Origin of the sequence: Cupriavidus taiwanensis (genome assembly GCF_900250115.1) — a bacterium.
GTDB lineage: Bacteria > Pseudomonadota > Gammaproteobacteria > Burkholderiales > Burkholderiaceae > Cupriavidus > Cupriavidus taiwanensis_B.
In genome coordinates this window covers 1736189-1759793 of sequence record NZ_LT984804.1, presented here as the reverse complement: position 1 = coordinate 1759793, position 23605 = coordinate 1736189, and the positions used below count along the sequence as shown (strand labels likewise).

The 23605-nt window shown below is 69.4% G+C and carries 19 protein-coding genes; 12 read left to right on the top strand and 7 right to left on the bottom strand.

Going from position 1 to position 23605, the window contains the following annotated elements; all coding sequences use genetic code 11:
- Positions 1-20 precede the first annotated feature (20 nt).
- From CBM2586_RS24645 to CBM2586_RS24620, 6 genes are all read left to right on the top strand, one after another.
- Positions 21-905, top strand: a complete 885-nt coding sequence (locus CBM2586_RS24645) for a 3-keto-5-aminohexanoate cleavage protein (RefSeq protein ID WP_115690388.1) — start codon at positions 21-23, stop codon at positions 903-905.
- A 39-nt stretch (positions 906-944) separates the two neighbouring features.
- Positions 945-1922 (top strand): quinone oxidoreductase family protein, encoded by a 978-nt coding sequence (locus CBM2586_RS24640; protein ID WP_115664131.1) that lies wholly within the window; start codon positions 945-947, stop codon positions 1920-1922.
- Complete coding sequence (locus CBM2586_RS24635; protein WP_115690386.1) at positions 1919-2260, top strand: cupin domain-containing protein; 342 nt, start codon at positions 1919-1921, stop codon at positions 2258-2260. Before CBM2586_RS24640 ends, CBM2586_RS24635 begins: the two co-directional genes overlap by 4 nt.
- A 126-nt stretch (positions 2261-2386) precedes the next feature.
- A complete protein-coding gene (locus tag CBM2586_RS24630) occupies positions 2387-3481 on the top strand; it encodes a porin (protein ID WP_115690384.1) in 1095 nt (364 codons plus the stop codon).
- 43 nt (positions 3482-3524) lie between these two features.
- Positions 3525-4508: a tripartite tricarboxylate transporter substrate binding protein gene (locus CBM2586_RS24625; RefSeq protein WP_115664134.1), complete on the top strand. Its 984-nt coding sequence runs from the start codon at positions 3525-3527 to the stop codon at positions 4506-4508.
- An 86-nt stretch (positions 4509-4594) separates the two neighbouring features.
- The gene (locus tag CBM2586_RS24620; protein WP_373424265.1) at positions 4595-5626 is read left to right on the top strand and encodes a LacI family DNA-binding transcriptional regulator; all 1032 of its coding nucleotides are present in this window, start codon (positions 4595-4597) and stop codon (positions 5624-5626) included.
- A gap of 205 nt (positions 5627-5831) precedes the next feature.
- On the opposite strand, the gene CBM2586_RS24615 is transcribed toward CBM2586_RS24620, so the two are convergent.
- Positions 5832-6293: a methyltransferase family protein gene (locus CBM2586_RS24615; protein ID WP_115664136.1), complete on the bottom strand. Its 462-nt coding sequence runs from the start codon at positions 6291-6293 to the stop codon at positions 5832-5834.
- A gap of 141 nt (positions 6294-6434) precedes the next feature.
- Positions 6435-7328, bottom strand: coding sequence for an NAD(P)/FAD-dependent oxidoreductase (locus CBM2586_RS24610; RefSeq protein WP_115690382.1), 894 nt, complete (start codon positions 7326-7328; stop codon positions 6435-6437).
- 425 nt (positions 7329-7753) lie between these two features.
- Here CBM2586_RS24610 and CBM2586_RS24605 point away from each other — a divergent pair, with 425 nt between their 5' ends.
- The 5 genes from CBM2586_RS24605 to CBM2586_RS24585 all read left to right on the top strand — a co-directional run bounded on the left by CBM2586_RS24605 (position 7754) and on the right by CBM2586_RS24585 (position 16651).
- On the top strand, positions 7754-8332 hold the full coding sequence (locus tag CBM2586_RS24605) for a TetR/AcrR family transcriptional regulator (RefSeq protein WP_231942570.1): 579 nt from the start codon (positions 7754-7756) through the stop codon (positions 8330-8332).
- A gap of 381 nt (positions 8333-8713) precedes the next feature.
- Complete coding sequence (uvrA, locus tag CBM2586_RS24600; RefSeq protein ID WP_115690380.1) at positions 8714-14575, top strand: excinuclease ABC subunit UvrA; 5862 nt, start codon at positions 8714-8716, stop codon at positions 14573-14575.
- 92 nt (positions 14576-14667) lie between these two features.
- On the top strand, positions 14668-15036 hold the full coding sequence (locus CBM2586_RS24595; RefSeq protein ID WP_115664140.1) for an endonuclease: 369 nt from the start codon (positions 14668-14670) through the stop codon (positions 15034-15036).
- A gap of 36 nt (positions 15037-15072) precedes the next feature.
- On the top strand, positions 15073-15960 hold the full coding sequence (locus CBM2586_RS24590; RefSeq protein ID WP_115664141.1) for an endonuclease/exonuclease/phosphatase family protein: 888 nt from the start codon (positions 15073-15075) through the stop codon (positions 15958-15960).
- Entirely contained in the window at positions 15947-16651 is a 705-nt protein-coding gene (locus CBM2586_RS24585; RefSeq protein WP_115690378.1) for a BON domain-containing protein, read from the top strand. Before CBM2586_RS24590 ends, CBM2586_RS24585 begins: the two co-directional genes overlap by 14 nt.
- Before the next feature lie 67 nt (positions 16652-16718).
- On the opposite strand, the gene CBM2586_RS24580 is transcribed toward CBM2586_RS24585, so the two are convergent.
- From CBM2586_RS24580 to CBM2586_RS24570, 3 genes are read right to left on the bottom strand one after another with little or no spacing between them, the layout of a single operon-like run.
- Positions 16719-17111, bottom strand: coding sequence for a hypothetical protein (locus CBM2586_RS24580; RefSeq protein WP_115690376.1), 393 nt, complete (start codon positions 17109-17111; stop codon positions 16719-16721).
- A gap of 41 nt (positions 17112-17152) precedes the next feature.
- Positions 17153-17383, bottom strand: a complete 231-nt coding sequence (locus CBM2586_RS24575) for a hypothetical protein (RefSeq protein WP_092315677.1) — start codon at positions 17381-17383, stop codon at positions 17153-17155.
- Between the two features lie 50 nt (positions 17384-17433).
- Positions 17434-17805, bottom strand: coding sequence for a BON domain-containing protein (locus CBM2586_RS24570; protein ID WP_115691463.1), 372 nt, complete (start codon positions 17803-17805; stop codon positions 17434-17436).
- A 469-nt stretch (positions 17806-18274) separates the two neighbouring features.
- Here CBM2586_RS24570 and CBM2586_RS24565 point away from each other — a divergent pair, with 469 nt between their 5' ends.
- On the top strand, positions 18275-18841 hold the full coding sequence (locus CBM2586_RS24565; protein ID WP_115664144.1) for a malto-oligosyltrehalose synthase: 567 nt from the start codon (positions 18275-18277) through the stop codon (positions 18839-18841).
- Positions 18842-18851: 10 nt separating this feature from the next.
- Here the strand turns inward: CBM2586_RS24565 and treY are convergent, their stop codons facing one another.
- Positions 18852-21509 carry a malto-oligosyltrehalose synthase gene (gene treY / locus CBM2586_RS24560; protein ID WP_115691461.1) on the bottom strand — a complete coding sequence of 886 codons (2658 nt, stop codon included), beginning with the start codon at positions 21507-21509 and terminating at the stop codon, positions 18852-18854.
- Complete coding sequence (locus CBM2586_RS24555; RefSeq protein WP_115690374.1) at positions 21506-23518, bottom strand: malto-oligosyltrehalose trehalohydrolase; 2013 nt, start codon at positions 23516-23518, stop codon at positions 21506-21508. The genes treY and CBM2586_RS24555 overlap by 4 nt, the downstream gene beginning before the upstream one ends.
- Between the last annotated feature and the right edge of the window lie 87 nt (positions 23519-23605).

Sequence of the window (23605 nt, the reverse complement as noted above, 5' to 3'; positions counted from 1 at the left end):
ACGCAACCGCTGACAACGCCATGCATGCACGCAAGACCATCCTCACCTGCGCGGTGACCGGCAACATCGTCACCCCTGAACAGCATCCCGGCCTGCCCGTGACCCCGGCACAGATCGCCGATGCCGCGCTGGAGGCCGCCGAAGCGGGCGCCGCCGCCGCGCATATCCATGTGCGCGATCCGGAGACCGGGCGCCCGTCGATGTCGCTCGACTACTACGCCGACGTCATGGACCGCATCCGCAAGCGCAACCGTTCGCTGATCATCAATCTCACCACCGGGCCGGGCGGGCGCTTCGTGCCGAGCGAGCACGAGCCGCGCGTGGCCGCGCCCGGGACGACGCTGCTGCACCCGTCGAAGCGCGTCGAACACATTGCCGCACTGCGGCCGGACGTATGCTCGCTCGACCTGAACACCGTGAATTCCGGTGCCGACGTGGTCATCAATACGCCGGCCAACGTGCGCAAGATGGCAGAAATCATCCGTGCCGCGGGCGTGATGCCGGAGCTGGAGATCTTCGATTCGGGAGACCTCAACATGGCCCTCGATTTCATCCGCGCGGGGGTGCTGGACGGCCCCGGGCTCTGGACCTTCGTGCTGGGCGTCAAGTATGGGTTTGCGCCCACGCCGGAAACGATCTTCTACGCCCGCAACATGCTGCCCGCGGGCGCGCACTGGTCCGCCTTCGGCATCGGCCGCGCGGAGTTTCCCATGGTCGCGCAGGCGTGGCTCGCCGGCGGCCATGTGCGCGTCGGACTGGAAGACAACATCTACCTGGAGAAGGGCGTGCTCGCGCCCGACAACGCCGCGCTGGTCGCCAGGGCGCGCGATATCGTCCACTCGCTCGGCGGCGAGCTGGCCTCGCCGGCTGAGGCGCGCCGCACGCTGGGCCTGCGCGAGGCCTGAAGCAACGCCGCACGAGATTCCAACCAAACCGAAACCATCATGAACGCTATTCGAGTCAACCAGAAAGCCAACGATATCGAGACCCTGCAGCTCGAACTGCAAGGCATGCCGCGTCCGCACGCGGCGGCTGGCCAGTGCATCATCGAAGTCGCCAGTGCCGGGGTCAACCCCAGCGACGTCAAAGCGACGCTGGGACTGATGCCGCATGCGGTCTGGCCGCGCACGCCCGGCCGCGACTATGCCGGCCTGGTGGTCGATGGCCCGTCGCAACTGCTGGGGCTGCAGGTGTGGGGCAGCGGCGGCGAACTGGGGATTCGCCGCGACGGCACGCACGGCAAGTTTCTGCGCATCGACGCGGCCTCGGTGCGCGCCAAGCCGGCATCGGTATCGCTGCTCGAAGCGGGCGCGGTGGGCGTGCCGTTCATCACGGCCTATGAGGGACTGCGCCGCGCGGGCATGCCGCAGGCCGGCAGCACCGTGCTGGTGTGCGGCGGCAATGGCAAGGTCGGGCAGGCCACCATCCAGATCGCCACGGCGCTGGGCGCGCGTGTCTTTGCCGTGGAGCGGACCGAGCAGCCTTACCGCGGCCATGCGAGCGGCGCGGTCCGCATGATCGATGCCAGCCGCGAGCCGATTGCCGAGGTCGTGCGCGAGGAGACCGGCGGGCACGGCGCGGACATCGTCTACAACACCGTCGGCAGCCCGTACTTCGAGCAGGCCAACCGCAGCATGGCGGTCGGCGCCACGCAGATCTTCATCTCGACCATCGAGAAGCCGGTGCCGTTCGACATCTTTGCCTTCTATCGCGGCCAGCACACCTATGTGGGCGTGGACACGCTGGCGCTCGACAGCAATGCCTGCGCCCGCATCCTGGACCAGCTTGCGCCGCTGTTCGCCAGCGGCAAGCTGCGGCCGTTCCCGGTGCTGCCTGACTACACCTATTCGCTGGCGCAGGCCAAGGATGCCTATCGTGCCGTGCTGCAGGGCGCGACGGAGCGGGTGGTGCTCAAGCCATGAACATCACCCGGTTCGCTCAGGCGCCGGCGTATTTTCCGGCCAACCATGAGGGCATGCATTGCCTGCGCCTGCAAGGCCATGAAGCGGGGCCCGCGGCGTCCCTGTGGCTCGGCGTCTCGGTGCTGCTGCCGCAAGGGCATACCGCGCTCGACGCCGCGGCGGTGGAAAAGCACTACGTCGTGCTGGAGGGCGAGGTCTGCATCCGCACGCCGGAACAAACGGCGCTGCTGAGTCAGTTCGATTCGGTCCGGCTTGCGCCCGGGGAGTCGCGCCAGGTGTCGAATCCCGGCAATCGTCCGGCAATGCTGCTGCTGGCGATGCCGTTTCCGGCAGGCTGATTTTTTAGCGCCAGGCTGCAAACGATTGCAGCCCCTGGCAGCGCTTGCCGGAGCCAGTGCGACGACAACCGCCACACCACCACAACCACAAAACAGGAAAAAGAGACATCTATGACAACCGCCCCCATGCGCACAAGGGCCTGGCTGCTGGCCGCGGGCGCCGCGGCCGGCTGGGCCGGGCAGGCCGGCGCCCAGTCCAGCGTGACCCTCTACGGGCGCCTTAACACGGCCCTGGAATATGCCCGCGCCAGCACGGCCACCGATGGCACGGATCTCGGCGGCACCGGCCGCCTGACCAACAACCGCTCGGTCTTCGGCATGCGAGGCGAAGAAGGACTGGGCGGCAGCCTGAAGGCCATCTGGCAGATCGAGAGCAATCTGTCGCTCGATAACGGCCAGGGCCAGATCGCTGGCCGCAATTCGCGCATCGGCGTGCAGGGCAAGGCGGGCACCCTGTTCATGGGGCACTGGCAGACGCCTTATACCGAGGCGACCGCGGGCTATGACCCGTATTACCCGACCACCGCCGGATACATGGCGCTGATGGGCAACGGGTCGGCGTCGAGCACGGACAACGTGCAGGACACCAGCGCCTTCGACCGCCGCCAGAAGAACATCATCGTCTACAAGACGCCCTCGCTGGCGGGGTTCAGCGGTGCCGCGGCCTGGGGTGTCAACGAGGAGAAGATCAGCGAGCCGCGCAATCCGGGGCTGTACTCCTTCTCCGCGGCCTATGACAACGGTCCGCTCAACGTGGTGCTGGCGTATGAGCTCCACCAGCACTACCAGACCGCGGGCCGCAATGACGATGCAATCAAGGCGGGCGTGTCTTACAAGTTTCCCAGCACGACCGTCGCGCTGGCCTATGAACGGCTGCACTACCGCACCGCCACCGGCGATCTGACGCGTAACGGCTACTACGCGTCGCTGGTGCAGAAGCTGGGCCCGGGCAGCGTGCGCGTGGGCGTGGCGCTGGCCGGCAATGGCGCGGGCAACGCCACCGAGACGGTGGGCTTCTTCCGCAGCGGCGCGGAGACGGGCGCCACGCAGGTGACGGTGGGCTACGACTATCCGCTGTCCAAGCGCACTGCGCTGTACGCCTACTACAGCCGCATCCAGAACAAGCGCAATGCGATCTACGACTTTGCCATCAATGAACTGGGTGTCAGCGCCGGCGCCGACCCCCAGACCTTCGCCCTCGGCATGCGCCATTTCTTCTGAGGCGTGCCGCTTTCGACCCGATCCGGTAGTGAGGAGACAGACCATGATTCGATCCATCCGCGGCGCCGTGGTGGCGCTGAGCTCGTCCTTGATGCTTGCCGTGGCGCCCGCCGCGGTGGCCCAGGCGCCGTATCCCGGCAAGCCGATCCGCCTGGTGGTGCCGTTTTCGGCGGGCAGCGCCACCGACATCCTGGCGCGCATCATCGGCGCCAAGATGAGCGAAGGCGGTACCTACCAGGTGATCGTCGACAACCGCCCGGGCGCCGGCGGCACGCTCGGCGCGTCCGGCGTCGCCAAGGCGGCGCCGGATGGCTACACGCTGATCCTGGTGTCGGTGGGCCATGCGATCAACGCCACGCTGTATCCCAGGCTGGCTTACGACACCGTCAAGGACTTCGCGCCGGTGTCGCTGGTGGCGACGGTGCCCAACGTGCTGGTCGTGAGCGCCGCCAGCAAGTACAAATCCGTGCACGACCTGGTGACGGCCGCGAGGGCGGCGCCAGGCAAGCTGAATTTCGATTCGGCCGGCTCCGGCAGCTCCACCCATCTCAGCGGCGAGATGTTCAGGATGCAGGCGGGCCTCGACATCGTCCATATCCCGTACAAGGGCACGGGCGAGGCGCTGACCGACGTCATGGCCGGCCGCGGCGACATGATGTTCGCCCCGACGGTGTCGGCCATGCCCTTCGTGCGGCAGGGCAAGCTGCGCGCGCTGGCGGTCACGACGGCCAGGCGCAGCAGTTCGCTGCCCGATATTCCGACCGTGGCCGAGTCCGGCTTGCCGGGCTATGCCTTCGACTCGTGGTTTGGCATCCTGGCGCCGGCCGGCACCCCGAGGGAGATCGTCGATACCCTCAACGCGGAAATCGGCAAGGCGCTGGCCGCACCCGACGTTCGCGAACGCCTGGCGGCGCAGGGAGCAGAGCCGAAGCGCTCGTCGCCGCAGGAATTCGCGTCGTATATCCAGGCAGAGATCGCCAAGCTTGCACCGGTCATCCGCCAGTCCGGGGCGCTCGCGGGGCAGTAGCGCCAGAGGGCGGGCGTGGCGCGGGGAGATGGATTTCGGGCTGACTTAAAATGGCGTACTCCCATCCTTCCCGGCCCTCACCCTCCATGCCCGAGCGCAAGCGCCTCACCCTCAAAGACCTGGCTGCCGAAATCGACGTGCATTACTCGACCGTGTCGCGGGTGATGAACCCGGCGACGCGGCATCTCGTGGCAGAGGACGTGGCGGCGCGGGTGCTGGCCGTTGCCGAGGCGCGCGGCTTTTCCCCCAACCGCATTGCCGCCGGCCTGCGCACCCAGCGCTCCGGGCTGATCGGCGTGGTGCTGCCCGATATTGCCAACCCCGTGTTTCCGCCGATCCTGGCCGGGATCGAGGTGGTGCTCGCGCAGCAGGGCTATGTGCCGATCGTGGTCAATGCCGGAAGCGACAAGGGCCGGCAGCGCTTCGTGATCGATCAGCTGCTCGGGCGGCAGGTCGAAGGGCTGGTGCTGGCCACCGCGGAACGGGACGACCCGGTGCTCGAGTATTGCCTGGCACGGCACGTCCCGGTGGTGATGGTCAACCGCGGCGAAGGATCGGGCAGCGTGTCCTCCGTCGTGAGCGACAGCGTGCGGGCCATGCAGCTGACCGTCGATCACTTGGTGGAACTGGGTCATCGCCGCATCGGGCATATCGCCGGGCCGGCATCGCTGTCGACCGGCTACCTGCGTCGCGAGGGCTTTATTCAGGCCGTCAGGCGCCATCGCCTGCGTCGTGCGGACTGGCACGTGGTCGAGGCGTCCAGCTATTCGCGCAATGCCGGACGGGTCGCCTGCGAGCAACTGCTGACCGTGTTGCCCGCGCTGACCGCGATTGCGGCGGCCAATGACCTGGTCGCGATGGGCTGCTACGACTACCTGCGCGAGCAGGGCCTGCGTTGCCCCGACGACATCTCGGTCATCGGCCACAACGACATGCCCTTCGTCGATGCCCTGACGCCGCCGCTGACCACCATCCGGATCGCCGTGCACGAGATGGGCGAGGAGGCGGCGCGCCTCCTGCTCAGGAAGATCAGCAAGCCGGACTCGGACCCGGTCACCGTGCAACTGCAGCCACACCTCATCGTGCGGGGATCCACGGCGGCGCCGCGCAAGGGGTGAAACGCCGGCCGGGCGGGAGTCCGGGCACGCGCTGAGCGGTCAGCGGCGATTTTCCAGTGGATATCCGGCGGCAATCCAGGGCGGGCTTTTATCACTTGCTGCGGCGCCATCCTTGATCGTTCGGACCATCTGGCGCTGTCTGCGCAACCGGAGCGTTGGTCGCGCGGTTGACGAAGGTGGAAAGTTCTTGCAGACCCGTCGGGCCTCATACCCATCTGCGTACCCGCCCTTTGTAAGCCTCGTACTCCGCCCCAAACAGAGACGCCAACACGCGTTCCTCTGGAATGATCTGGAACCGAGTGATGTAAAGCACGTATACGGCAACCCATAGGACAGCGAGCGGATTCGCCAGAAACACTGCCCACGCCAACAGGGTAAGCAAGAGCCCGACATACATGGGGTTGCGCGTATAGCGGTACACGCCCTGGATGACCAACGAGGACGCCAAGCTTGCCTTAACCGGGTTCACGGTGGTCTTGGCACGCCGAAACGCAACCATACCGGCGATGCTGATGCCTTGGCCGACGCACACCAAAACGACCGCGCACAGCACGCGGGCCGCATAGGGAATCTGCACAAGGCCCGCGACAGCTGGCGTCAGCCACATAAGAAGCGCCAGGACCAGCGCCACGATGGGAGGAGGAACCTTCAGTTCAAGCACGCTCATATCACTCCATGGTGAGGCCTGGCCCCCGGCATGGCCCGCCACGCACACACCTGATCAGCGGCAAGTCATGCGGATCGCGCCCTCGCCGGGATCGCCCTTCTGGCGATAGTCCACGGCAACCGGAGAAGGGTATCTATGCCATCAAGCCACCATCGATTGCTGGGCGAAGATACCCGCCATCGCGCCCTGCGATGATGCCTGGGTGACCGAGGGCAAGAAGGGCGTGGCGACGTCGCCGGCGGCGTAGATGCCGGGCATGCTGGTTTGGCGGCGCTCGTCGACCTTGAGGACGATGCCGGTGGGCGTATCGACCGTGGCGAGGCCCAGTGATTCATGCAGGCTTGCGGACGGCTTGTTGCGCGGATGGGCGAACAGGACGTCGACCGCGACATTGCGGCGGGTATCGAGATTGACGGTGGCGATATGGCCCTGGTGATGGGCGATCTCGACGATCCGGCCATCGACGACAGATATGTTGCGGCGCGCCAGATCGGCCTGGATATCGGCCGCAATGTCATGACCATCGGCGAAGACAGTCAACTTGTCAGTCCAGTCGCGGAACAGCCTGGCAGACTGGTGCGACTGCTGGCCGGACCAGACGAGGCCCCAATGCTGGCCGGCGACTTCAAAGCCGTCGCAATAGGGGCAGGGCACGATGGACGTGCCCCAGCTTTCGGCAAAGCCCGGAACATCAGGCATCTGGTCGGCGACGCCATAGCTCAGGATCACGCGGCGCGCCCTTAGGCTTTCGCTATCGTCAGTGACGACGCAGAAATCGTCGATGGCGCCAGACACACTCTCGGCCCGGGCATTGACCAGCCTGATCGTGGGATAGCGCACCAGCTGCTGCCGCGCCTCTGCCAGGATGTCCAGCGGCGGCTTGTGATCGTGGCCGAGCAGGCCATGCGAGTGGCCGGCAAAGCGGTTGCGCGGCCGGCCGGTATCGAGAACGGTGACCTTGCGGCGGGCACGGCCGAGTTGCAGGGCGGCGGCGAGGCCGGCAAAGCTGCCGCCGATGATGATGACGTCATTCATGATGGGCTCCGTGTTGTCGATGGAGGGGTGGGCCGGACCTGGCGCGCAATATCGTCCAGCGTTACGCGCTCGAGACGGGCAGCGGGGCCGACCTGCGGCTGCGCCAGGAGGAGGAAGTCATGGGTCCATTTATTATTGGACTATGAGTATAGTAATGTTAGGCTGTAATAGTAGACTGTCAAGTACAAATAATCTAAAACACCACCATGCTTGATGGCCCGGTGCTGCCGCTGCTCACGGCTCGCGCGCCCACCGTCGCGGGTTGCGTCATGGGCGCTCCGCGGGCCTGCGTCAGTTACTGGACTAAGATTCCAATAATGTGTGTGAGCTATAATGGACTGCCAAATCCACTAAATCTGCCCATGGCCCGCCCGCCAGTTCCCGCTTCCAAGCCCCAACGCGGGCGGCCACGCGATCCGGAGCGCGTGCGGCGCATCCTGGAAGCGGCGCAAAGGCACTTCAACGAGCATGGCCTGGAGCGTGCCAGCGTGGATGCCATCGCCGCGGACGCCGGTGTGTCCAAGATGACTGTGTACAACAACTTCGGCTCCAAGGAGAGGCTGTTCCAGGCGATCGTGCGCGACCGGACGGCGCCGGTGGTGGCTGGCGTCCCGGGCGCCGGGGCGCTGGACCCGGACGAACCCGAGCAGGCGCTGCTGGCGATCGGTGGCCGGTTTCTCGCACTGACGCGCGGGGACGACGCCCTGGGCGCGTTGCGCGCTGTCTACGGCGTCGCGGGGGCGCAACCGGAAGCCTGCCGTACGTTCTACAAGGACGGCCCGGAGCGTGTGAAGAGCGAGCTGGCTGCATACCTGCGCCGTGCCAACTCCGCGGGCACGCTGAAGGTGCGGAACCCGCTTCAGGCAGCGGACCTGTTCCTGTCGATGTTCCTGGGCTCCGGGCACATGCGCGGACTGCTGAAGCTCGAGATGCCAGATACCCGGGAAAACAGGGCTCTTCTGCGCGAGGCCGTACGGGTCTTCCTGGCGGCCTACGGCGCATAGATTCCACAATGCGGCCCGAGGTCGCGAGCACGCGGCGGGAAGCGAAGATCGCTACATGTGCGAGGCTGGCCTCGCGATGGCGGGCGGCCTGCAGGTGCTCGCGGTGCACGCCGGGCTTTCGCCGCAGCGGGCATCACGTCCGTCTGCGTGAAGACGCGGACGCGTGGGCTCCGGGCAGAGCGTCCCGGCATACCCGCCAGTCCACCTAATTCCGGATCTCCAGTCCGGCAAATGCGCATGTAGTCCGGCTAATTCCGGTTCCCCACACGTCGGACCCGGGCAATCGATACGAATCTGTTTCCAACCTGATAGACTGTATGGATGTACAGTGGTCGGGTGTGTCCCGTCCTTCCCTTAACGTCCTGATCCGAAAGAGAAATCGTGTCGAGCAAGCAGCTAATCCGCATTCGCGGCGCCCGCCAGCACAACCTCAAGGATGTCGATCTCGACCTGCGTCCCGGCGAGATGACCGTGGTGACGGGGCCGTCCGGCTCCGGCAAGTCCAGCCTGGTGTTCGACACACTCTATGCCGAAGGCCAGCGCCGCTACGTCGAGACCTTCAGCGCCTATGCGCGCCAGTTCCTGGACCGGATGGACCGGCCCCAGGTCGAGCGCGTCGATGGCGTGCCCCCGGCCATTGCCATCGACCAGACCAACCCGGTGCGCAGCTCGCGTTCGACGGTCGGTACCATGACTGAGCTGAACGACCACCTGAAGCTGCTGTACGCGCGCGCGGCGGAGCTGTTCGACAAGCAGACCGCGCAGCCGGTGCGGCATGACTCGCCCGAAACCATCTACGCCGAACTGGTCGCGCGCACGGCCGCCGGCCAGCCGCATCACGACGCGCGGCTGGTGGTGACGTTCCCGGTGGAGCTGCCGGAATCGGCCACCGACGAGGAAGTCCAGCAATGGCTGTCGGTCAGCGGCTATACGCGCGTGCAGGCGCAGCGCGTGGTGCAGTCGCCCACCGGCGCGCGCAAGCTGCTCGACGTGGTCGCGGACCGCTTCCGCATCGGCAATGCCGAGAAAGTGCGCGTGGTCGAGGCCATCGAAGCCTCGCTCAGGCGGGGCGGCGGGCGCGTCAACATCTACGTGCTGAGCGACGGCGACGACGGCCCGGTGTGGCGCTATTCCACCGGCCTGCACAGCCCGGACAGCGACCTGCGCTATGCCGACCCGCAGCCCGCGCTGTTTTCCTTCAACTCGGCCTATGGTGCCTGCGAAACCTGCCGCGGCTTCGGCCGCGTGATCGGCGTCGATCTGGGGCTGGTGATTCCCGATGCGCGCAAGACGCTGCGCGGCGGCGCGATCAAGCCGATGCAGACGCCAGCCTGGAAGGAATGCCAGGACGACCTGATGCGCTATGCCGGCAAGGCCGGCATTCCGCGCGACACGCCCTGGTCGGAACTGACCGGGGCCGAGCGCGATTGGGTCATCCACGGCTCGCCGGACTGGAACGGCCAGTGGAACAAGCAGTGGTACGGCGTGATGCGGTTCTTCAACTACCTCGAGTCGAAGGCCTACAAGATGCACATCCGTGTGCTGCTGTCGAAGTACCGCAGCTACACGCCGTGCGAAACCTGCGGCGGTGCGCGCCTGAAGACCGAGTCGCTGCTGTGGCGGCTCGGTTCCAGGGACAATGCCGACGCCGTGCTGGCGCCGCAGCGCCGCTTCCTGCCGCGCGGCGCCGACTGGGACCGCGCGCAGCTGGAAGCGCTGCCGGGCCTGACCGTGCATGACCTGATGCTGCTGCCGATCGAGCGGATTCGCCGCTTCTTCGACGCGCTGACACTGCCCAGCGCGATGCTGGACGATGCGCTCAAGCTGTTGCTGGCCGAGGTGCGCACGCGGCTGAAATACCTGTGCGACGTGGGCCTGGGCTACCTGACGCTGGACCGCCAGAGCCGCACGCTGTCCGGCGGCGAGGTGCAGCGCATCAACCTGACCACGGCGCTGGGCACGTCGCTGGTCAACACGCTGTTCGTGCTGGACGAGCCCAGCATCGGCCTGCACCCGCGCGACCTCAACCGCATCGTCGAGGCCATGCACCGGCTGCGCGACGCGGGCAATACGCTGGTGGTGGTGGAGCACGATCCGTCGGTGATGCTGGCCGCCGACCGCCTGATCGACATGGGCCCCGGCCCGGGCGAGCGCGGCGGCAACATCATCTTCGACGGCACGCCGGCGGATATCCGCCAGGCCGGCACGCTGACCGGCGATTACCTGGGCGGGCGCCGCCGCGTGGCCGATGCCTCGCACTGGCAGCGCCGGCCGGTCGACGGCAAGCAGCCGCGCATCGTGCTGGAGGGCGCGACCGAGCATAACCTGCAGGACGTCACGGTGGAGATCCCGCTGCAGCGGCTGGTGTGCGTGACCGGGGTATCCGGCTCGGGCAAGTCCACGCTGCTGCAGGACGTGCTGTATCCCGCCATGGCGCGGCACTTCGGCAAGGCCACCGAGTCGCCGGGCGCGTTCCGCGCGCTGACCGGCGCGGAGCTGGTCGACGATGTGGTCTTCGTCGACCAGTCGCCGATCGGCAAGACCGCGCGCTCGAACCCCGCCAGCTATGTCGGCGCCTTCGACGAGATCCGCAAGCTCTTTGCCAAGGCCCCGCTGGCGCTGCAGCGCAGCTATACCGCGGGCACCTTCAGCTTCAACTCCGGCGACGGGCGCTGCCCGACCTGCGGCGGCTCGGGCTTCGAGCACGTCGAGATGCAGTTCCTCAGCGACGTCTACCTGCGTTGCCCGGACTGCGACGGCACCCGCTACCGCGCGGAAGTGCTCGAGGTAAAGATCGAGCGCGCCGCGCCCGGCCAGCCGCCACGCCTGCTCAGCATCGCCGACGTGCTCGAGCTTACCGTCAGCGAGGCGGCGGCCTGCTTTGCCGGCGACGCGGCCGTGCTGCGCGTGCTGCAGCCGATTGTCGATGTCGGGCTCGAATACATGAAGCTGGGCCAGCCGGTGCCGACGCTGTCGGGCGGCGAGGCGCAGCGCCTCAAGCTGGCCGGCTTTCTCGCCGAAGCCGCGCAGGCGACGCCGTCGCGGACCCGGCCCAGCACCATGCCGCGCCGGCTGTTCATGTTCGACGAGCCCACCACGGGCCTGCATTTCGACGACATCGCCAAGTTGATGCGGGCCTTCGGCAAGCTGCTCGATGGCGGCCATTCGCTGATCGTGATCGAGCACAACCTCGACGTGATCCGCGCCGCCGACTGGCTGATCGACCTGGGGCCCGAGGGCGGCGACGCGGGCGGGCGCGTGCTCTGCACCGGCACCCCCGAAGACGTGAAGCGCTGCGCCGGGTCGCATACCGGCCAGGCGCTGATCCATTATGACGCGGCGCTCGGCGAAGCCGGCACGCTGGCAGCGGAACGCGCCGAGAGCGAAGGCGTGCCGCTGCAGGCCGCGCTGCAGGCGCGCCGCGCGCGCCGCGAGGTGGAAGGCGAGAACGTGGTGCGCATCGTCAATGCGCAAGAGCACAACCTGAAGGCGCTCAACGTCGACATCCCGCACGGCAAGTTCAACGTGGTCACCGGCGTGTCGGGTTCGGGCAAGTCGACGTTGGCGTTCGACATCCTGTTCCACGAGGGCCAGCGGCGCTACCTGGAATCGCTCAACGCCTATGCGCGTTCGATCGTGCAGCCCGCGGGCCGGCCCGAGGTGGATGCGGTCTACGGCATCCCGCCCACGGTGGCGATCGAGCAGCGGCTATCGCGCGGCGGCCGCAAGAGCACGGTGGCGACCACTTCCGAGGTCTGGCACTTCCTGCGCCTGCTCTACGTCAAGCTGGGCATCCAGCACTGCGTGCATGACGGCGCGCCGGTGACATCGCAGAGCCCCGAGTCGATCGCCGCGCAGCTGCTGCGCGACCATCGCGGCCAGCATGTGGGGCTGCTGGCGCCGCTGGTGGTGAACCGCAAGGGGGTCTACACGGACCTCGCCAAGTGGGCCAAGGCGCGCGGCAACACGCACCTGCGCGTCGACGGCGAGTTCCTGCCGGTGGACCCGTGGCCGCGGCTGGACCGCTTCCGCGAGCACACCATCGAGCTGCCCGTGGGCGACCTGGTGGTGTCGGCGGAGAACGAAGCCGGCCTGCGCGCGCTGCTGGCGCAGACGCTGGAGGCCGGCAAGGGCGTGATGCACCTGCTGGCGCCGCTGGATGGACTCGACCATGCCATGCACAACGGCGGCACCGCGCACGTGGGCGAGGTCAAGGTGTTCTCGACCAGGCGCGCGTGCCCGCAATGCGGCACCAGCTATCCGGAACTGGACCCGCGCATGTTCTCGTACAACAGCAAGCACGGCTGGTGCGGCACCTGCGTCGGCACCGGGCTGGCGCTGACGCGCGAGCAGCGCGCGGCCTTCGACGACACCGTGCTGGCCGATGACAACCGCGGCCGCGAGCAGAGCCTGCCGTCGGAGGAGCAGGAGCCCGAAGGCGTGGTCGACACGCCGTGCCCGGACTGCCATGGCACCCGCCTGAACCCGGTGGCGCGCGCGGTGACCTTCGATGACAACGCGATTGTCGACGTGGCGCAGTGGACCGTGACGGAGACCCGCCGCTGGGTCGACGGCCTGCGCCTGGCCGGGCGCGATGCCGAGATTGCGCGCGACGTGGTCAGCGAGATCGGCAGCCGCCTGCAGTTCCTGGAAGAAGTGGGGCTGGGCTACCTCAGCCTGGACCGCGCCGCGCCCAGCCTGTCCGGCGGCGAGGCGCAGCGCATCCGCCTGGCGGCGCAGCTCGGCAGCAACCTGCAGGGGGTCTGCTACGTGCTGGACGAGCCCACCATCGGCCTGCATCCGCGCGACAACCAGATCCTGCTGGACGCGCTGCGCAAGCTGGGCGACAAGGGCAACACGCTGGTGGTGGTGGAGCACGACGAAGACACCATCCGCCGCGCCGACCATATCATCGACATCGGCCCGGGCGCGGGCAAGCGTGGCGGCACGCTGGTGGCGCAGGGCGGCGTGGCCGAGCTGGCCGCGGCGACGGCGTCCACCACCGGCCAGTTCCTGGCCAGGCCGATCGTCCATCCGCTGCAGCCGCGGCGCAAGGTCAGCGCCGGCGCCGCGGGCAAGCCGGCGGATCCGCCGCAATGGCTGACGGTGCACGGCGCGTCGCTGCACAACCTGCGCCACGTGACCGCGCGCCTGCCGCTGTCGCGGCTGGTGGCGATCACGGGGGTATCCGGCTCGGGCAAGTCGACGCTGGCGCGCGATGTGCTGATGACCAACCTGCTCGATGCGGTGGGCCGCTCGGTGCTGTCATCGCCGGCGACCCGGCGCGCGCGCAATGCGGCCAAGGGCGACAACGGCGCGGGCAAGGCCACTGCCAGGAAGCCGCTCGAGGTCCGGCACAACTGGCATGGCTGCGAAGCGATCACCGGCTGGGAAGCGATCGACCGCGTGCTGGAAGTCGACCAGACCCCGATCGGCAAGACCCCGCGCTCCTGCCCGGCGACCTATATCGGCGTGTGGGACACCATCCGCAGGCTGTTCGCCGATACGCTGGAAGCGCGCGCACGCGGCTACACCGCCTCGCGCTTCTCGTTCAACACCGGCGACGGGCGCTGCCCCGCGTGCGAAGGGCAGGGCGTGCGCACCATCGGCATGAGCTTCCTGCCGGACGTGAAGGTGCCGTGCGATGTCTGCCACGGGCAGCGCTTCAACCCCGAGACCCTGGCCGTGACCTGGCGCGGCAAGAATATCGGCGAAGTGCTGACCATGGAGATCGACGAGGCGGTGGAGTTCTTTGCGGCGATGTCGAACATTGCCCATCCGCTGCAGCTGATGAAGGACGTGGGCCTGGGCTACCTGACGCTGGGCCAGCCGTCGCCGACGCTGTCCGGTGGCGAGGCGCAGCGCATCAAGCTGGTGACCGAGCTGAGCAAGGTGCGCGACGACATCACGCGGCGCGGCCAGAAGGCGCCGCACACGCTGTATGTGCTCGACGAACCCACCGTGGGCCTGCACATGGCCGACGTGGCTCGCCTGATCCGCGTGCTGCACCGGCTTGCCGATGGCGGTCACAGCGTGGTGGTGATCGAGCATGACCTCGACGTGATCGCCGAGGCCGACTGGATCATCGACCTCGGTCCCGAAGGCGGCGCGGGCGGTGGCACCATCGTCGGCGCGGCCGATCCCGAGGCGCTGTCGCGCAACCGCGCCAGCCATACCGGCGCGGCGCTGCTGCCGGTGCTGGCGCGGGGCAGCGCCGCGGCGGGCAAGGTGAGTCTCGGCTGAGGCCGGCGCGCGGCGACGTGCCCGGCGTACGGGCACGCCTTTCGCTTGCCCATGGTTACTGGCGCGCACATCGCGCCCTAACGGAGGTAACCATGAAGCATATCCGCACCAGCCGACTGCTCGCCGCCATCGCCGTGGCGGCGGCCGCCATCCCCGCCATGGCACAGACGCCGGGTACGCCGCGCGGCTCCTACGACCCGTATTCGCAGGGCGCGCGCAGCACCGACAAGTTCGACCCTTACACGCAAGGCACCAATGCGCCGACGCGTACTGACCTTGCCCCGACGGCACCCGCGGCCACAGCGCCGGAGACGCAGCCGTCGACCATGCCGGCGCAGCCCGGCATGCCTGGCACCACCATGCAGCGCACGCCGGACCCGTATATGGGCGGGGCCCGTTGGGAAACCCCTGACCTGGGCCGCCGCATCGGCAAGCCCAGCCAGTTCCTTGACGGGGCCTGAGGATCGCGCCTTCCAGGCACTCATCGAGACCCGGCCATGCGAATGCAACCGGACTTACCGTCCCTTGTAAATCCTGCCCACGCGCGTGAACCCGGCGATACCCCGGCGGCGGCCGGCGCACCGGCGGCGTTGCATTGTCCGCCGACGCGCGCGCCGGGCTTGGCCCAGATGACGGTGGTCAGCTACAACATCCACCGCGCGGTGGGCACCGACCGCCGTTATCGCCCCGACCGGATCGCCGCCGTGCTGGCGGAACTCGACGCCGACATCGTGGCGCTGCAGGAGGTGGAATCGGGCAGCAGCAACGACCATACGCTGGAATACCTGGCCGCACATAGCGGCATGCACATGGTGTCGGGTTTTACGCGGGTGCGCGGCACGGCGGACTACGGCAATGCGCTGCTGACGCGCTTCGCGCCCGAGGCCGTGAACCAGATCGACCTGACCGTCAAGGGCTGCGAGCCGCGTGGCGCCATCGACGCCACCGTTGCCTGCACTGCCTCCGGCTGCGCCAATCCGCTGCGCGTGATCGCCACGCACCTGGGCCTGCGCCCCGGCGAGCGCCGGCACCAGGTGCAGCAGTTGCTGAACTACGTCGCCGCCGCGCCGCCGTTGCCGACCATCCTGCTCGGCGATGTCAACGAGTGGTTCTTGTGGGGCCGGCCGCTGCGCTGGCTGCACGCCTATTTCGAACACACCCCGCACACCGCGACCTTTCCATCGCGGCTGCCACTGTTCGCGCTGGACCGCATCTGGGTGTCGCCGCGTGCGCACCTGGTGTCGGTGGCCAGCCACCGTTCGCCGCTGGCGCGCGTGGCCTCGGATCACCTGCCGCTGGTGGCCTGTTTCGAGGTGCCGGAAGGCGGGTGGAACCAGCGGCGTACCGCTGCGCACGCGAAGGAGGACTTCAATGAAACACCGTGACGACGATTACCTGCGCAGGCGCCCCGATCACCAGTACGGCAGCAACGACCAGGGCTATAGCGGCATTCCCGCGCAGGCGCGCAACCGCAGGCAGCGCAACCTGACCGCGGGCCGCTATGGCAATACCGCCGAGCGCTTGCCGCGTGATGACGCCGGTCCGTTCGAAGGCGTGGACGAAGGCTGGTATGGCAGCGCGCCCGAATCCAGGCGCTGGAGGCACGCAACCGAACCCTGGGACGAGGCCCGCTACGAAGATGAATGGTCGCGGCGCCGCCTACCGTATGGCGAAGAGCGCTGGGAGGGCCGGCGCGACTGGTATGGCGGGCCTGCCGGCGCGCCTTATGGTAGTGCAGGTAGTGCCGGCAGTGCCGGCGGCTACGGCGCGGACGACTGGGACGCGCCGGCGTACCGCGGCGAAGACGCCCGCTACGGCCGGGGCGGCCCGAAGAACTACCGCCGCGGCGATGACCGCATCCACGACGAAGTCTGCGACCGGCTCGCGCATGCGCAGGAACTGGATGTCAGCGAAGTCACGGTGCGGGTGCAGGACGGCCTGGTGACGCTCGAGGGCCACGTCGGCGATCGCCGCAGCAAGTACGACATCGAAGAGATTGCCGAGCGTGTGTTCGGCGTGCAGGACGTGATCAACCATATCCGGGTGCGGCCCTACGGCATCCTGGCGTCCGAATGAACAAGGCGGCTCCCTAGCCTCCGGAGCCTCCTGGCTTGTGGCTGCGCTCTCGCGCCGTGGCGCCCCGCTAATCCACCCGGGGCGGCCGCGGCGGGTTCTCGTCGCGGTCGTCGGTACGGTCGGCCTTGTCGACCGGCACATCGGCAGGCAGTGCCTCGGCAGCCCGCACCACTTCATCGGCGATCTCTTCTTCCGGGGTTTCCTCTTCCTCGGGGCTGTGCGCCTCTTCAGCGCGCTGCTCGAGCTCGTTCTCGATATCGTTGGTTTCCTGGTCGAGGTCCGGGTCGAGCGTGCTGGGGATGTTGCCGGCCTCGGCGCGTGCCGCGCCGGTAGCGGTGTTCTGGCGCGAACGGCCGCGGCCGGAGGCGGCTTGCGCGCTTTCGCGGCGGCCCGCCGGCGGGCTGCCCACGCGATCGGTGCCGGCATGCCGGCTCGGGCCGGTACGTGCGGTCTTGCTCATCATGCCTCCTGTTCGGGTAGGTGCAAGGGCGTCGCCGAGGCTCAGTAGTTCTCGACCGGCGGCTCGCTTTCCTCGGGCTTGCCGCCGGGGCGCTTGACCGAGGGCGGCTCGCCGTTCTCGTCGGGAATGTCGTGCTCGCGCTCGACATCGTGGCGCCGGTCGCGTCCGGGCTTGCCGCGCTCGTGCTCGGTGTCCGGGCCGCCCTTGTGCGGGTCGCGGGGCTCGCTGCGGCGGCGGGTGGTGTCGTGGTCGGGCTGGCGATGGGTGCTCATCACGTCTCCATCAAGGTTGGCATGGCGTTGCCGGTCGGGCGAAAGGGTGGTCAATCGGTGCCGGCGCGCAGTTCATCCGAAACCGCGCTGACGCCGCGCACGGAACGCGCCAGTTCCATGGCCATCGTACGCTGTTTGTCGTCGCGCACGGTGCCTTCGAGCTTGACCACGCCGTCGGTGGTCGACACCCGGATCTTGCCGGGATCGAGCGTGCGCGCCTTGGCCAGGCGCGCCTGCACCTCGGCCGTGATGGCGCGGTCGCTGGCGGCAGCGGTGTCGCGCGGCGCGGCGGTGCGGCCCGTCGACGAAGGCGCCGCGGGTGCATCGGTGGCGGCGGCCGTGGCCGGCCGGGAGCCTGCCATGGCCAGCACGGCCAGCGGCAACGCCAGCGCGGCGATGCGTGAGCGGTAGCGTGCGGTCATATGGCCCTCCTGTGCATGCTGGCGGGCCTGCGGTTCGGCCCGCACCTGCAATTGGCCTGCAAGCTCCGTTCCCGCACGACAAGCTGCGCGGACCGGGCGCCGGGTCGGCAGGCGCTGCGCCACGGCGGGGACTGTGCGTCATCCGGCGCCGCCGCCGGCGCGGCGTGGTGGCGCATGCACCGTAGTTTTTACAGCCGCTGCAGAAACTGCATGGCGCGCGTGGCCGACCCGCCGCAGTGGGCTGCCGGCACGGCGGCGGACTGCGGTGCTCGCCTGGCGTGCCGCTTGCGTTCGGTCCTGTGCTGGCGTGCGGACCTGTCTATAGTGAAGGAAATGCTGGCAAAAACTGGCGTGCGGCAGGTGCCGGCGAGCACCCCGCAATGCCGGCCTTCCCGCCGCGGCGCAGCTTGCGGCGGTGTGCTGCCGGGCCCGACAGCGCGGGGGAACGTATCGCCGTTGCGAGGAAGCTATGAACCTAGCCAGCATTCTGTCCACCGTAATCCTGGCCTCGTCGGTATCGGTGTCGTCGGCACCGGTCGAGCGCCAGCTGCTTGCGATGACGCCTTCGGACTTCGCCCAGCGTTTCAACACCGTGGCCCAGGACACCGGTTCCGGCCTGGCCCTGCCCAGCTTCAAGGTCAAGCCGGGGTGGCACCGGGCAGCGCCCAGTGAGGGCGTGTCGGTGCTGGTGCGCGCCAGCCGCGCCGGCTACGCCATCGATGAAGTGGTGGTGGTGTGCCGCGAGGTCGAACGCTGCTTCCTGACCATCTGCACCGCCGCCCTTGCCATCGACGACAGCGTCAACCCGATGCTGCTGCAGCGCTTTATCGTCGCGCGCATTGCCACCGAACTCGGCGAAGTCGGACTGGTGATGTCGGGGCTCGCGTACATCGTGGTGACGCCCAAGGCAGACGACTATGTGGCCGTGGTGATCCGGCCCTATCTGCCCCAGGAACGCAGCGCCTCGCCGACCCAGGCCGCGCGCGGGCGGTTCGCGCCGGTCGTATTGCAGTCTACGGCGCCGCCGCAGTCCTGAGCCTGACGCGTCAGGACTCGCGCAGCAGCAGTGCGACCGGCAGGCCGCCCAGCACTTCGCGCAGGCGCAGGCGGCCCATGGGAGCGTCGATGACATGGCCGGTCAGGGCATCGGTCCAGCGGCTGGGTTGCGGCGCGCCGACGTTGAGCGTGGTATCGCCCCAGGCCGATTGCGGAATGCGCGGCAGGGCGGGGTCGACGCGGGCGGCGGCGAGCCGGGTCACCACGCTGATGGCCTGGCGCCCGTCGGCGCTGCGCGCGAATGCCAGCACCTGCGGTACCAGCGCTCCCTGCGCCGCCAGCATGCTGTACTGGCCGTCGGCGAACAGCGCCGCACGCGCGCGCCGCACCGCCAGCACCTGGCGCATCAGTTGCTGCTTGATGCGGCCGTCGCGCCAGTGCGCCAGCCAGTGGGCCCAGCCCGCGCTGCAGCTCAGCCGTGCCTGCAGCCGGGCGTAGTCGGGCGGGCGCCGGTTGTCGGGGTCGACCAGGCTCAGGTCCCAGCCTTCGCAGCCCTGGTAGCGGTCGGGAATGCCGGGCGCGGTCAGTTGCACCAGCACCTGCGCCAGGCTGTTGAGCGCCCCGGCCGTGGCAATGCGCTGCGCGAACTGGCCGACCTGCGCCAGCACGCTGCCGGCTCCGCCCGCGGCCAGGCCGCGCAGGAAGGCCTCGCATGCGGCTTCGTAGTCGGTGTCGGGGCAGGTCCAGTTGCCATGGCGCTTGGCTTCGCGGATGGCCTTGCGCTGCCATGCGCCCACCCGCTCCAGCAAGGCCTGCGCGGCGCCGGCATCGTCGGCAAGGCTCAGGTCTTCCATCGGCCAGGCGCCGACCAGGGTCTGGTACAGCATCAGCCGGTCGCCGGGATCGGGTGCTTGCGGCAAGGTGGCCAGCAGCGGCGCCGAGGCGGCTTCCCACGCGGCCACGGCATCGGCCCACGCGCCCGGCACCTCGCTCAGCACCGCCAGCCGCATGCGCGCGTCTTCGCCGCGCTTGTGGTCGTGGGTCGCCGTGGCCAGCATGGCGTAGGGACAGGCCAGGCGCCGTGCCGCCATGCGGGCGTGGAACTGCGCCGGCGGCATCGCCAGCCCGGCCGGATCGCTGCCGACTTCGTTGCGCGACAGCAGCCGGCCGTAGCGGTAGAACGCGGTGTCCTCGCCGGCCTTCGCCGCCAGCGCGGGCATCAGCTGCTGCAGCCGGCGGCGCAGCGCCCCGGTTTCGCTGTCGGCTGGCGCGGCGGTGCGCAGGCAGCCGCCGATAAAGGCCAGCGCCACCGCTTCGTCGGGCGCCAGGCCGGCGCGCGCTACCCGCATGGCCTGCTCGAGCATGGCGTCATCGGCAAGCGCCGCGGCCGCATCGCGTTCGGCCGGGCGCGCGTCGAAGTAGCTGCGATACACCGGCACCGCTGCCATCAGCGCCGCCAGCGCGCGCCGCAGCGCGGCCCGGGTCAGGTCGCGCGTGCCCGGCTCCTGCTCGGCGCAATCGCGCAGGCACGCGGCGGCGCCTTCGAATTCCGTCACCAGGTGCCGCTCCAGCAGCTGGCGCCGCGCGGCCTCGACATGCCCGGCAAAGCCGCGCGCGTCGCCGCTGACCGTCGCCCACAGCGCGTCCAGCGGGGCCTCGCCATCGCCGTCATGCAGCACCGCGGCCACTTCGTCCATGAAGTCATAGCCGGTGGTCCCATGCACCTGCCAGTCCGGCGCCAGGCGCTCGCGCGGGCCAAGGATCTTCTCGACCACCAGCCACGGACGTTCCAGCCGCAGCAGGGGCGGGCGCGCGGCGGCATGGCGGTCCAGTTCGGCGCGCAGCCGGCGGCAGTAGCCGGCGGGATCGGCCAGGCCGTCGACATGATCCACGCGCACGCCGTCGATCCAGCCTTCGCGCAGCAGCCGCAGGACCAGCGCATGGACCGCATCGAACACCCGCTCGTCTTCCTCGCGCACGCCGACCAGGTCGCTGATCTCGAAGAAGCGCCGCCAGTTTTGCGCGGCGGCGGCGGTGCGCCACCAGGCCAGCCGGTAGTGCTGGCGTTCCAGCAAGGCATGGAGGCGGCCGCGCCCGTCGGCCCGGGTGGCGTCGTACCAGGCCGGGCCGTCGCGCTCGGCTGCGGCTTCGACGCTGCCCGGCGCCAGCGGCAGCGTGTGGTCGAAGTAGCGCAGATGGGCGGGGGCATCGTCGCTGGCCGGGACCCAGTGCAGTTCGCCGGCGACCACGGTGTCCCAGTACGACTGGCCCAGGATCGGCAGCAGCACCTTGCCGTGCAGCGCCGGGTCGCGCGGGGTCCAGTCGATGTCGAAGGTGGCCGCGCAAGGGCTGCCGCGGCCATGCGCCAGCACGTCGCGCCACCAGCGGTTGTGGCTGGGGTCGGCCGCCATATGGTTGGGCACGATATCGACGATCAGGCCAAGGCCGGCGTCGCGGGCGCGCGCGGCCAGCGCTTTCAGGCCTGGCTCGCCGCCCAGCTCGGCGCGCACGGCGGTGAAATCGGTGACGTCGTAGCCATGGGTGGAGCCAGGCCGCGCGCCGCATATGGGCGACAGGTACAGGTGGCTGACCCCCAGCGCGGCGTAGTAGCCGACCACGGCGGCGGCATCGGCAAAGGTGAAGCCCGGATGCAGCTGCAGCCGGGCGGTTGCGCGTGGCAGCGCTTGCGACGCGCCCTCTGGCATCATCGCGCGCGTGCCGCGGCGGGCTCGCACACGGTGGCCACGCACGAGCGCTGCGGCAGCAGCCCCGCCGACAGGGCCGCGGCCGCGCCGGCGCTGCTCTCATGCAGCGCGGTGCTGCGGTCGTGGCACGGCCGCGTGCAGGGCACGGCTTCGTTGCCCAGGTTGAGCCACAGGCTCAGCTCCACGCCGTCCATCAGGCGCCAGCGCGCGCACAGCGCCGCCGGCCCCAGCACGTCGACGCCGGCGCTCTGGCACCCGGGCAGCCGGTGCAGCAGCTCGCGCCGCCGCACCGCGAGCAGTTCGCGGTAGTACGGCGTCCAGTCGCCGTCATCGTCCAGGCGCGGGCGCGAGGCTTCGAACGTGGCCGGGTCGTTGGGATCGGGAATGGCCGCCGCGCGGGCGTCGTCGCTGAACGCGGCGGTCGCGGCGAACTCGCGCCGGCGCCCGTCGCGCACGGCGCGCGCCAGCTCGGGCGGATGGCTGGTGAAGTACAGGAACGGCTGCGCGCTGCCGGTTTCCTCGCCCATGAACACCAGCGGCACCTGTGGGCACAACAGCTGCAGGGCGATGGCCGCGCGCAGCGCGTCGCGCCCGGCCAGTTGCGCCAGCCGTTCGCCGAGCGCGCGGTTGCCGGTCTGGTCGTGGTTCTGCAGGAAGCAGACAAAGGCCGTGGGCGGCAGGTGCGCGCTGGGCCGGCCGCGCCGCACGCCATCCGCCAGCGCGGGCAAAGCGGCCGAGCGGAACGCCGAGCGTTCGCCCTGGTAGGCGAAGCCTTCGCCCAGCACGCGCGCCAGGTGGCGCAGCGCCGGCACGCCGCGCGCGCCGGCGGCGTGGTCGCCATTGCCGCCATTGCCACCATCGCCCGTATCCGGCGCCGCGCTGTAGTCGCGGTAGTAGCCATCGTCCTCGCCGGTCAGCAGCACGTGCAGCGCGTGGTGCGCATCATCGTTCCACTGCGCGTCGTAGCCCGCGGCCAGCAGCGCGGCATCGTTGTTGTCATTCTCCAGCACCAGGTGGAGATGGCGCCGAGGGCTATCGCCGTCGGCCAGCGCGGCGCGCAGTTCGCCCGGCAGCGCGGCCAGCCAGCCTTCATCCTCGATCGCATGCACGGCGTCGAGTCGCAGGCCGTCGAGGCGGAACTGTTCGAGCCAGTAGCGCGCGTTCTCGGTAAAGAAGCGCCGCACCTGCGGCCGGCGGAAGTCGATGGCCGGCCCCCAGGGGGTCTGGCGGTCCTCGCGGAAGAACGCGCTGGCATAGCGGTGCAGGTAGTTGCCTTCCGGGCCGAAATGGTTGTAGACCACGTCCAGCAGCACCATCATGCCGAGCTGGTGGGCGCGGTCGACCAGTGCGCGCAGTTCGTCCGGCGTGCCGTAGCCGGACTCCGGCGCAAACGGCAGCACGCCGTCATAGCCCCAATTGCGCGTGCCGGGAAACTCGGCGACCGGCATCAGCTCGACCGCGGTGAAGCCCAGCGCGGCGAGCCGCGGCAGTTGCCGCGTGGCGCCGGCATAGCCGCCGCACAGGCCCACGTGCATCTCATAGACGATGGCTTCGTGCCACGGGCGCCCGCGCCAGTCCGGGCAGGTCCACGCAAACGCGCTGGCGGCGTCGCGCGCCGGCACGATGCTGGGCCCGTGGACGTCGTCGGCCTGCCAGCGCGAGGCCGGGTCCGGCACGGTGGTGCCGTCGTCGAGCCGGAACCAGTAGCGCGCGCCCGCGCAGCCCGCCACGATGGCCTCGAACCAGCCGTTGGCTCCGCACGCCATCGGCACCGGGCCCAGCCCGGCGATTTCCACGCGCACCGCCAGGCCCTGCTCGGCGGCATCGGGCGCCCACAGGCGGAAGCGTACCCGCCCGTCCGGCAGCCAGGCCGGCCCGAACAGGTAGTCCTGGGTGGGTTCGTCGTGGGAGCAGAAGGCGGATGCCGACGGCGCGGCAAAGCAGTCGAACGGCGCCAGCGGCGGCACGGCAGAGCGGGTGCCGGGGGCGAGGAGAAAGCGGTCGGCGTTCAAATTCGGCTCCTGCCTGCGGGGGAAATAGGGTCCTTGCGCAATGCGAACTCCATGCCAGCAGAACGGCGCATTCGCGGCGCCGCCGGC